Here is a 10,270-nt window from a genome sequence, read left to right as displayed (position 1 = left end):
TTAGTTTTTATTGTTTTTTTTTTGAAGTCGAGGGGACCCAGCGGAGACGACACGGAGGGGGTCGGCGTCACCGTCAGAGGTGTATAAGCGACAGGGCTTGCGCTTGTCATCGAAACAAGCCCAGATGTGGGGAATGACCGACGCACCCGCAAGCACGGCACCCGCCGATTCGCCCCATCATCCGTCGCACATGTCGGCTCGCCTTGACGATAATGACCCGCCCTGGCCGCTGCGGCCGTGGATCATGGCGGCGATCTGCGCCGCGGCGGGGCTGGCGTTTCATGCGCTGGTCGATCAGGATTATGGCGACGCGCTGGCCGCATGGCGCAGCGCGCTAGCGACCTTTGTCGCGGTTGCCGCGGTGGTGTTCGTGCTCGGCGTCGAGCTGCGCCGCTGGCATTGGGCGCTCGGTTTTGCGCTGGGCTGGGGCACGATCCTGGGACTGATCGCGTGGCAGACGGCGGGGTATAATCTTCAGGGCAATCCGTTCCAATGGCCGTTCTGGTCGGGACTGCTCGCGGTGCTGGTGGCGACGCCGCTGTTCCAGACGCGGCGCGACGTCGCGCCCGACTGGCGGTTCTGGAAGCTGTGGCAGATGCCATATGCGCGATTGCACAGCCATGCGTGGACCGACGCGGTGATCGGCGCCGCCAGCCTGGCGTTCGTCGGCGTGACCTTTTTGCTGATCGTCCTGATTTCGGAAATGTTCCACCTGATCGGGATCGACCTGATCCGCGACCTGCTGAATGACGAATGGTTTGGGTGGATGCTCGCCGGCGCGGCGTTCGGCGGCGCGGTGGGGTTGCTGCGCGAGCGCGACAGGCTGGTTTCGACCCTGCAGCGGCTGGTGATGATCGTGCTCGCGGTGCTGGCGCCGGTGCTGGCCGCGGCGCTCGTGATCTTTCTGCTGTCGCTCGCGGGCGCCGGACTGGCGAAGCTGTGGGCTTCGGGCTTTTCGACCGCGGCGCTGATGCTGGCCGCGGCGGCGTTTGCGGTGCTGCTGGCCAATGCGGTGATCGGGAACGGCGACGATGACCGCGCCGGCAATCCGCTGCTGCGCTGGGCGGCGCCGGTGCTGGCGGTGGCGGTGCTGCCGCTCGCCGGGATCGCCACTTATTCGATGCATCTGCGGGTGATCCAATATGGCTGGACCCCCGAGCGGATCTGGGGGGTGATCGCGGCGGCGATCGCGCTGGCCTATGGGCTGGCCGGGCTGTGGGCGGTGGTGAAGGGGCGGCGCGATTTCGACGATGTGCTGCGCCCGTTACAGCAGAAGCTGGCGATCGGGGTCGCTCTGCTAGCGCTGTTGCTGGCGCTGCCGATCGTCGATTTCGGAGCGATTTCGACCCGCGACCAGCTGGCGCGGTTGACGTCGGGGACGACGCCAACCGAAAAGTTCGACTGGGCGGCGATGGCCTATGATTTCGGACCCGAAGGCCGCGCCGCGCTGGCGCAACTGGCGCGCTCGCCGAAAAAAATCCGCGCCGATGCGGCGAAGGCGGCGCTGGCGGCGAAGAATCGCTGGGATCTGACCGGACCGCAGGGACCGGTGCTGCTCAAGCCCTTTGCCCAGCGGCTGCGCGTCATCCCCGCCGACCGCCCGCTGCCCGCCGAGGCGCGGGAGCGCGTCGCGGGAACCTATATGTGCAGCCGCGCCAAGGCGTGCGTCGCGGTGTGGCTGGGCGCCGAGCGGATCGGGGTGCTGGGGCAGAATGGGCCGGGCGAGGCAGTGAATTTCGATTTCGTGTCGCGCAACAAGGATGGCCGCTGGGTGCAGGGCGATATGGGCCGCGAAGCCCGGTCGGCGCAACCGGACGGTGACCTGTCGACGGCGACGGTGACGGTCGAGACGGTCGAGCAGCGGCGGATTTTGGTGAATGGGGTGCCGGAATCGGGCGCGTTTGAGTAGATCTGACCCGATATTTCTTTCGTCATTCCCGCGAAAGCGGGAACCCAGCGAGCAGACGTGGCAACTGGGTTCCCGGTTTCGCGGGAATGACGAAGTTGGTGTAGGCATATCTTGAAGCGCGGCTGGCGGAATGCTAGCGGCGCGGCTTCCCCGCAAAGGCAGGAACCCAATGACAATCGATCAGGCAACGGTCAGGAAAATAGCGTCGCTGGCGCGCATCGCGATCAGCGATGCCGAAGCCGCCGCGATGGAAGGCGAATTGAACGGCATTTTGGGCTGGGTCGAACAACTCGGCGAGGTCGATGTGACCGGGGTCGAACCGATGACCGCGGTGATCCCGAACACGCTGCGGCTGCGCGACGACGTGATCGACGCCGACCCGCTGACCGGCGGCGGCCGCCGCGACGATGTGCTGGCGAATGCGCCGGCGGCGATGCACGGATTTTTCGGTGTTCCGAAGGTGATCGAATGATGGAACGTCATTCGATCATCCCGGACAGCGGCGTAGCCGCGCACGATCCGGGATCCAGAAACGAAAAACCGGGCGCTATGACGCCCTGGGCCCCGGCTTTCGCCGGGGAGCTGCGAGAGACGACATGACTGACCTTACCAACCTGACCGTCGCGCAGATCCGCGACGGCCACCGCGCGGGCGATTTCAGCGCCGTGGAAGTGGCCGAGGCGTTCAGCGCCAATGTCGCGGGCGCCAAGGCGCTCAACGCGTTCATCGTCGAGACGCCCGACCATGCGTTGGCCGCGGCGAAAACCGCCGATGCCGATCGCGCGGCGGGAACGCTGAAACCCCTGTCGGGCGTGCCGATCGGGATGAAGGATCTGTTCTGCACCAACGGCGTTCAGACCACGGCGGCGAGCCATATGCTGGAGGGCTTCATCCCGCGCTATGAATCGACCGTCAGCCAGAAATTGTGGGACGCGGGCGCGGGGATGCTGGGAAAGCTGAACCTCGACCAGTTTGCGATGGGGTCGTCGAACGAGACGAGCTATTTCGGTAATGTCATCAGCCCATGGAAGCGCAAGGACGGCGGCAATGCCGCACTCGCGCCGGGCGGGTCGTCGGGCGGCAGCTCGACCGCGATTGCGGCGCGGCTGTGCCCTGCGGCGACGGGGACCGACACCGGCGGGTCGATCCGTCAGCCCGCGGCGTTCACCGGCATTTCGGGGATCAAGCCGACCTATGGCCGCTGTTCGCGCTGGGGCATTGTGGCGTTTGCCAGCTCGCTCGATCAGGCGGGGCCAATGGCGCGCGACGTGCGCGACTGCGCGATTATGCTCGAAAATATGGCGGGCTTTGATCCGAAGGATGCAACAAGCCTCGACATGGCCGTGCCCAATTGGGAAGCGGCTTTGTCGAGCGATCTCAAGGGCAAGACGGTCGGGATTCCCAAGGAATATCGACTCGAAGGCATCGACCCCGACATCGACGCGATGTGGGATGCCGGGATCGCGATGCTGAAGGATGCGGGGGCCGCGGTGGTCGAGATCAGCCTGCCGCACACCAAATATGCGCTGCCCGCCTATTATATCATCGCGCCCGCTGAGGCGTCGTCGAACCTCGCGCGTTACGATGGCGTGCGTTATGGCCTGCGCGACCTGCCCGACGGCGCGGGGTTGCAGGATATGTATGCCGCGACGCGCGCCGACGGCTTCGGGCCGGAGGTCAAGCGCCGCATCATGATCGGCACCTATGTGCTGTCGGCGGGCTTCTATGACGCCTATTACACGCAGGCGCAGAAGGTGCGGACGCTGATCGCGCGCGATTTCGAGGCGGCGTTCGGGATGTGCGACGTGATCCTCGCGCCGACCGCGCCGTCGGCGGCGTTCGGGCTGGGCGAGAAGATGGCCGATCCGTTGGCGATGTACCTCAACGACGTGTTCGCGGTGCCCGCGAGCCTCGCGGGGCTGCCCGCGATGTCGGTCCCCGCCGCGCTCAACCGCGAAGGGCTGCCGCTGGGGCTGCAGATCATCGGCAAGGCATTTGACGAGCAGGGCGTTCTGAACGCCGGGCTGGCTATTGAAGAGCGGGCGGGCTTTACGGCGCGGGCGGAGAAGTGGTGGTGAGCGGTGTCGGCGATGATGCAAACAAGGGCGCGAACGCTGACGAACTTCGTGCATTTGTGTCCAGCACCCTTCAGGCAATCTTCGACGGTATTCGGGATAGCCAAAAAGACGCCAATCTTACCAACCAACGTGAAAGAGGCGCGTCAGCGTTTGATCTGCCTAGGGAGGTTACGTTTGATATCGCCGTGACGGCAAAATCGATTGGTGGAAAATCTGGAAAGCTTAAGCTGGAGGTTTTCTCAGTTGGTGCAAATGTCGGAGGTGAGAAAAGCGACGAGAACTCCACGGTTAGCCGAGTGAGTTTCGCCGTTCCCTTCCAGTACCGCGAGGGTGGCTTTTAATGACTGAATACCGCATCAAGGGTGAAACCGGCGAGTGGGAGGTCGTGATCGGCCTGGAGGTCCACGCCCAGATCACGACCAACGCCAAGCTGTTTTCGGGTGCCGCGACGGCGTTCGGGGCGGAGCCGAACACGCAGGTCTCGCTGGTCGATGCCGCGATGCCGGGGATGTTGCCGGTGCCGAACCGCGAGTGCATTCGCCAGGCGGTGCGCACCGGCATGGCGATCGAGGCGCAGATCAACAAATATTCGCGGTTCGACCGCAAGAATTATTTCTATGCCGATTTGCCGCAGGGTTACCAGATTTCGCAGCTTTATCATCCGATTGTCGGCGAAGGTTCGATTACGGTCGAGGCGGACGAGAAGGCGGGTATCCCGGCGCCCAAGGTGATCGGGGTCGAACGCATCCATGTCGAGCAGGATGCCGGCAAGCTGATGCACGACCAGCATCCGACGATGAGCTACGTCGACCTCAACCGCTCGGGGGTCGCGCTGATGGAGATCGTGTCGAAACCCGACATGCGCTCGCCGGCTGAGGCAGGCGCCTATGTGCGCAAATTGCGCGCGATCCTGCGCTATGTCGGGTCGTGCGACGGCAATATGGAAGAAGGCTCGATGCGCGCCGACGTCAATGTGTCGGTCCGCAAACCCGGCGACGAATTCGGCACGCGCACCGAGACGAAGAATGTCAATTCGGTGCGCTTCGTGATGGCGGTGATCGAGGGTGAGGCGAAGCGCCAGGTCGAGCTGATCGAAAGCGGCGGCACCGTGGTGCAGGAAACGCGGCTCTACGATCCCGACCGCAACGAGACGCGGTCGATGCGGTCGAAGGAAGATGCGCATGACTATCGCTACTTCCCTGATCCCGATTTGCTGCCGCTCGAGCTCGACGATGCGTTTCTGGCCGAGTGCCGCGACAGCCTGCCCGAACTGCCCGATGCCAAGCGCGGCCGCTATCTGGCGCTGGGGATTTCGCCGTATAACGCCGATGTGCTGACGGCGGAGGTTGAGGCGGCGCGCTGGTTCGACACTTTGCTGGAGGTTGGGCTCGACACGGGCGCGAAGCCAGCCACCGCGGCAAACTGGGTGACGAGCGAGCTGTTCGGCGCGCTCAACCGCATGGGCCGCGACCTGACCGATTCGCCGGTGTCGCCCGCGCAGGCGGCCGAATTGCTCGGCCTGGTTGCCGACGGCACGATTTCGGGGACGATCGCCAAGGCGGTGTTTGAAAAGATGCTGGAGAGCGGTGACGGCGCCGGCGTGATCGTCGAGCGCGACGGGCTGAAGCAGACCAGCGACACCGGCGCGATCGAGGCCGAGATCGCGAAGATCCTGACCGCCAATGCCGACAAGGTCGCGCAATATAAGGGCGGCAAGGAAGCCTTGTTCGGTTTCTTCGTCGGCCAGACGATGAAGGCGATGCAGGGCAAGGCGAACCCGCAGGTGGTCAACGAGCTGCTCAAAAAGGCGCTCGGCTGATCAGCCCTTCGCGGCAGGCTCCAGTGATCGAGTTCACAGCAAATTCAGTTGCTTCGATGTCATAGGTGTTGGCAGGATGCCGATATTGATGACGAAGGACAGGATGATGATGAAGCGCGTTTCGCTATTGGTCGGGGCGGTGGCGGCGCTGGGCGGCGCAGCGCATGCCGCGCCCGCGCCCGCGGTAAACGAGGGTTATGACTGGGCGATGCGGGTCAATGAAGGCCGCGTGTCGGATGCGATCCTGGCTTATGAAGTCGATGGCACCGACGACCAGCCGCTGAATTTTCGCTGCGAGCAGGGCGGCAATCGCATCTTTGCCGGGATTTCGGGCAATGCGCCCGACCTGACCGCGATCGAGCTGGTGGCGGGTGACGCGGCGCTGCGCGTCGCCGGAAACACCGAAATCGACGAAATGCCCCATTTCTCCTCCGACGAAATCGCCGGGGACTCGCCGCTGATCCGCGCCTTTGCGGCGCATGGCTGGCTGCGGATGACCGACGGCCGCGGCACGGTTGCCATGGCGGCAACCGCGCGCGGCAAACAGGTGATCAAAGACTTCATCGCCTTTTGCACCGGCTGACCGCGCTGTTTCAGTGGCCAAATGGTTCAGGGGCCGAACGGTTCAGGGCGGCGCCTACACCTGCTGCGGCGGCATTTCGTCCGGGCCGCGGCCCGGTTCGTCAATGTCGCCGCCGCCACCCGGATTGCCAGGCACTTCCATCGGCTGGCCGGCGGGATCTTCCTGCGGCGTCGGCTGCACCGGATGTTCGGGCGGCGCCATCGGTTCGATGATGTCGGGCTTGGGTTTGGGGAAGGGGTCGGTGGCGCGGACGTGCAGGTTGGACGCATAGGTCATTGGGGTTCTCCTTAGCCTGATCAACGAACGGCCGCGGCGCATGTTCCACCCGCGAAATGGCGGGCTTTGTGCCCTTGCCCTTGGCGGGCGGTCTGCTATAGCCCCGCGCGGCCCGCACGGGCGTGCGCGGCATAGCGCGCGGCTTTGTGCACCCGGCCGACAGCTCCTGCGGGCGTGGCGGAATTGGTAGACGCGCTGGTTTTAGGTACCAGTATCGCAAGATGTGGGGGTTCGAGTCCCTTCGCCCGCACCAGTTCTGACGATCTGATGGGGATGGAGCCGGGATAGGGGAACCCCGTCATGTGGCCGGGGTTCATCGATACGAGATTTTGAGCAAGGATAAGACCAAGGCAATGAAGACCGTCGAAACGCTGAACGAAGGCCTGAAGCGCGAATATCGCGTGACCATCACCGCCAAGGACATCGACGCGCGCGTCGACGACGAGGTGAAGAGCATCGCCCCGACCGTCCGTATGCCCGGTTTCCGCCCCGGCAAGGTGCCGCCGAACCTGATCCGCAAGATGCACGGCCCGGCGCTGTCGGCCGACGCGCTGAACAAGGCGATCGACGCTGGGGTGCGCGACTTGATGACCAAGGAAAAGCTGCGCCCCGCGTTGCAGCCCGCGGTGACGCTGGCCGATGGTTATGAAACCGGTCAGGACGCCGAGGTTACCGTGGCACTGGAAGTGCTGCCCGACATCAAGACCCCGTCGATCGACGGGCTGAAGCTGGAGCGGCTGACCGTTCCCACCGACGACAAGGCCGTGATGGCCAAGATCGAAGAATTCGCCGCGCAGATGAAGCGGTTTGAAGACGCGCCGAAGACCAAGAAGGCTGCGGCGGGCGATCAGGTCATCATCGATTTCGCCGGCAGCGTCGACGGCGTCGCCTTTGACGGCGGCACCGGTGAGGACATGGCGGTCGAAATCGGTTCGGGCCAGCTGATCCCCGGTTTCGAGGACCAGCTGATCGGCGCCAAGGTCGGCGACGACAAGACCGTCAAGGTGACGTTCCCCGACGAATATCCGGTCGATAATCTGAAGGGTGCCAAGGCCGAATTCGCCGTGACGGTGAAGGAAGTGAAGGTGCCCGCGGCGTCGAAGATCGACGACGAATTCGCCAAATCGCTGGGTCTGGAAAGCCTCGACAAGCTGAAAGAGCTGATGAAGGATCAGGTCGAGCAGGAACTGAACGGCCTGACCCGCACCTATATGAAGCGCAAGCTGCTCGATCAGCTGGCCGCGGCGCATGATTTCGACGTGCCGCCGACGATGGTCGAGGCCGAATTCGCGCAGATCTGGCAGCAGTTGGAACAGGAAGTCGAACGCGAGGACGATCCCGCCGCGGCGAAGGCCGAGCTGGAAGCCGACCGCGACGATTATCACGCGATCGCGGTGCGCCGCGTCCGCCTGGGCCTGCTGTTGTCCGAAATCGGCCAGGCGCATGGCGTCCAGGTGTCGCAGCAGGAAATGCAGCGGCTGATCATGCAGGCGGCGCAGCAATATCGCCCCGAAGACCGCGGCCGCTTCATGGAGTATGTCCAGCAGGACGCGCTCGCCGCGGCCCAGCTGCGCGCTCCGCTGTATGAGGACAAGGTCGTCGACTTCCTGTTCGAAAAGGCCGAGATCAGCGACCGCGAAACCACCCGCGAGGAACTGGAAGCCGCGATCGAGGCCGACGATGATGCGGGCCACGTCCACGGTCCGGGTTGCGGCCATGACCATGGCCATGACGCGAAGCCCGCCAAAAAGGCTGCCGCGAAAAAGCCCGCCGCCAAAAAGGATGTGGTGAAGGACGAGGCCAAGGCCGAGGACGCGCCCGCCAAGAAGGCGCCCGCGAAAAAGGCCGAAGCCAAGACCGAGGAAAAGCCCGCGGCTGCCAAGAAGGCCGCGCCGGCCAAGGCTGCGGCCGAAAAGGCCGAGCCCGCGAAAAAGGCTCCCGCCAAGAAGGCTGCGGCAAAGAAATAAGCCTCGGCTGACGATCACAAAAAGGCCGGGTGGAGGATGCTCTACCCGGCCTTTTTTGCATCGGACGTTGCCACTGGGTTCCCGCTTTCGCGGGAATGACGAAGGATAGAGCGAATAGAGGACGAGCCGGTCCAAGGAGCAGTCACCACCTCTCCTACCTCGTCATTCCCGCGAAAGCGGGAACCCAGTCAACCTATCGGTTCAAAGCCGAAATCTTCGGCGAGATCGCGCCAGTCCGGATTATCCCTTTCAATCAGTTCGAGCTTCCACGCGCGATTCCATTTCTTGATCCGCTTCTCGCGCTGGATTGCGGCGTCCATCGTCGCGTGCTGTTCAAACCAGACGAGCATCTTCACGCCGTATTCGCGCGTGAAACCCGGGATGAGCTCTTCTCGGTGTTGATGGACGCGCTGAACTAGATGCGATGTGACGCCGGTGTATAAAGTGCCGTTGCGGCGCGATGCGAGGATGTACGCGGTCGGGCCGAAGTTTTCGTGCATCAGTGTTGCTGCTGGGTTCCCGCTTTCGCGGGAATGACGAAGGTTGGGCGGCGGATCGTCACTCCTAAATCACCGCCATATTGTAACAATGCCAGCTGAAGATCGCTGCCGCACCGCGATGCGGACGCCATGGTTCGGCGAGTTCGCGCGCCTGCTTTTCACTGGGCCTCGCGCCGAGCTGCAGGATGCGGCCGACGGCTTCCTGCACCGCGAGGTCGCCCGCGGGCCAGATGTCGGGGCGGCCTTCGGCGAACAGCAGGTAGATTTCCGCCGACCAGCGGCCGATGCCCTTGACCTTGGTGAGCAGCGCGATCGCGTCCTCATCGTCGGCGGGCAGGGCGTCGAATGCGAGTTCGCCGTCAAGGATCAGTTGCGCGAGGCTTTTGGCATAGCCCTGTTTCTGGCCCGACAGGCCGCAGGCGCGCAGGGTGTCGAAATCGGCCGCGGCGACGACCTGCGCCGGGCAACCTTCGCCAAATTGCGCCTCGAGCTTGTTCCAGATCGACGTGGCGGCGGCGACGCTGACCTGTTGGCCGACGATCGTGCGGAGCAGGGTGGTATAGCCCGGCGCCCGGATGCGCGGTTCGGGGTAGCCGGCGTTGCCGAGCGCCCGCGCGAAATTCGCATCGTGCGCCGCCAGCGCGTCGATTCCGGCGTTCAGCTGCTCCTGCGTCAGGCCCATATCATATTCCCCTTTTGTTCCTTTGGCTATCACTAGCAGTGCTTGATTTGCCGCGCAACGCGCGACATAGCGCCAGCGACAGAGAAGATATGGGGACTAGCATGGCCAAGCTGATTGTCGTGACGCGTGACGGAACCGAACATGAGATCGAGGGCGACACCAGCCTGACGGTGATGGAAAATATCCGCGACGCCGGGTTCGACGAGCTGCTGGCGCTGTGCGGCGGTTGCTGTTCGTGCGCGACGTGCCATGTTCATGTCGAGGCGGGCGCCGCCGACCAGCTGCCCGCGATGAGCGAGGACGAGAATGACCTGCTCGATTCGACCACCGATCGCGACGAAGGGTCGCGCCTGTCGTGCCAACTGCCGTTTAGCGCGGCGCTGGATGGGTTGAAGGTGCGGATCGCGGCCGAGGATTGAGTCCCACCGTCGCCCCAGCGAAAGCTGAGGCCGCTAT

Annotated in this window: 11 protein-coding genes and 1 tRNA gene; 9 read left to right on the top strand and 3 right to left on the bottom strand. The window is 64.2% G+C overall.

Translation table 11 applies throughout. The features are described 5' to 3' along the window. The first annotated feature begins 190 nt into the window (after nucleotides 1–190). The 6 genes from FFS68_RS14470 to FFS68_RS14445 all read left to right on the top strand — a co-directional run bounded on the left by FFS68_RS14470 (nucleotide 191) and on the right by FFS68_RS14445 (nucleotide 6,389). Nucleotides 191–1,909, top strand: a complete 1,719-nt coding sequence (locus FFS68_RS14470; RefSeq protein ID WP_249340172.1) for a DUF4153 domain-containing protein — start codon at nucleotides 191–193, stop codon at nucleotides 1,907–1,909. A 169-nt stretch (nucleotides 1,910–2,078) separates the two neighbouring features. Then, nucleotides 2,079–2,381: an Asp-tRNA(Asn)/Glu-tRNA(Gln) amidotransferase subunit GatC gene (gene gatC, locus FFS68_RS14465; RefSeq protein ID WP_137753899.1), complete on the top strand. Its 303-nt coding sequence runs from the start codon at nucleotides 2,079–2,081 to the stop codon at nucleotides 2,379–2,381. A 124-nt stretch (nucleotides 2,382–2,505) separates the two neighbouring features. Beyond that, nucleotides 2,506–3,987 (top strand): Asp-tRNA(Asn)/Glu-tRNA(Gln) amidotransferase subunit GatA, encoded by a 1,482-nt coding sequence (gatA, locus tag FFS68_RS14460; RefSeq protein ID WP_137753898.1) that lies wholly within the window; start codon nucleotides 2,506–2,508, stop codon nucleotides 3,985–3,987. Next, nucleotides 3,984–4,328 carry a hypothetical protein gene (locus tag FFS68_RS14455; RefSeq protein ID WP_137753897.1) on the top strand — a complete coding sequence of 115 codons (345 nt, stop codon included), beginning with the start codon at nucleotides 3,984–3,986 and terminating at the stop codon, nucleotides 4,326–4,328. The genes gatA and FFS68_RS14455 overlap by 4 nt, the downstream gene beginning before the upstream one ends. Next, the gene (gene gatB / locus FFS68_RS14450) at nucleotides 4,328–5,806 is read left to right on the top strand and encodes an Asp-tRNA(Asn)/Glu-tRNA(Gln) amidotransferase subunit GatB (RefSeq protein WP_137753896.1); all 1,479 of its coding nucleotides are present in this window, start codon (nucleotides 4,328–4,330) and stop codon (nucleotides 5,804–5,806) included. The genes FFS68_RS14455 and gatB overlap by 1 nt, the downstream gene beginning before the upstream one ends. A gap of 88 nt (nucleotides 5,807–5,894) precedes the next feature. Then, nucleotides 5,895–6,389 (top strand): hypothetical protein, encoded by a 495-nt coding sequence (locus tag FFS68_RS14445; protein WP_137753895.1) that lies wholly within the window; start codon nucleotides 5,895–5,897, stop codon nucleotides 6,387–6,389. A gap of 54 nt (nucleotides 6,390–6,443) precedes the next feature. Here the strand turns inward: FFS68_RS14445 and FFS68_RS14440 are convergent, their stop codons facing one another. Beyond that, complete coding sequence (locus FFS68_RS14440) at nucleotides 6,444–6,665, bottom strand: hypothetical protein (RefSeq protein ID WP_137753894.1); 222 nt, start codon at nucleotides 6,663–6,665, stop codon at nucleotides 6,444–6,446. Nucleotides 6,666–6,833: 168 nt separating this feature from the next. Between FFS68_RS14440 and FFS68_RS14435 the strand changes: the two genes are divergently transcribed. Both FFS68_RS14435 and tig read left to right on the top strand, forming a co-directional pair. Beyond that, nucleotides 6,834–6,918: transfer RNA gene (locus FFS68_RS14435), tRNA-Leu, on the top strand. A 100-nt stretch (nucleotides 6,919–7,018) separates the two neighbouring features. Further along, on the top strand, nucleotides 7,019–8,632 hold the full coding sequence (tig, locus tag FFS68_RS14430; RefSeq protein WP_137753893.1) for a trigger factor: 1,614 nt from the start codon (nucleotides 7,019–7,021) through the stop codon (nucleotides 8,630–8,632). Nucleotides 8,633–8,820: 188 nt separating this feature from the next. Here tig and FFS68_RS14425 read toward each other — a convergent pair whose 3' ends face one another. Together FFS68_RS14425 and FFS68_RS14420 are read right to left on the bottom strand one after the other, a co-directional pair. Beyond that, nucleotides 8,821–9,132: a GIY-YIG nuclease family protein gene (locus FFS68_RS14425; protein ID WP_137753892.1), complete on the bottom strand. Its 312-nt coding sequence runs from the start codon at nucleotides 9,130–9,132 to the stop codon at nucleotides 8,821–8,823. Nucleotides 9,133–9,196: 64 nt separating this feature from the next. Continuing rightward, nucleotides 9,197–9,814, bottom strand: coding sequence for a DNA-3-methyladenine glycosylase (locus FFS68_RS14420; RefSeq protein WP_137753891.1), 618 nt, complete (start codon nucleotides 9,812–9,814; stop codon nucleotides 9,197–9,199). A gap of 101 nt (nucleotides 9,815–9,915) precedes the next feature. Between FFS68_RS14420 and FFS68_RS14415 the strand changes: the two genes are divergently transcribed. After that, on the top strand, nucleotides 9,916–10,233 hold the full coding sequence (locus tag FFS68_RS14415) for a 2Fe-2S iron-sulfur cluster-binding protein (protein WP_137753890.1): 318 nt from the start codon (nucleotides 9,916–9,918) through the stop codon (nucleotides 10,231–10,233). Nucleotides 10,234–10,270: the final 37 nt, after the last annotated feature.

The organism is Sphingopyxis sp. L1A2A (genome assembly GCF_005502465.1).
GTDB lineage: Bacteria > Pseudomonadota > Alphaproteobacteria > Sphingomonadales > Sphingomonadaceae > Sphingopyxis.
This window is presented reverse-complemented; position numbering and strand designations above follow the sequence as displayed.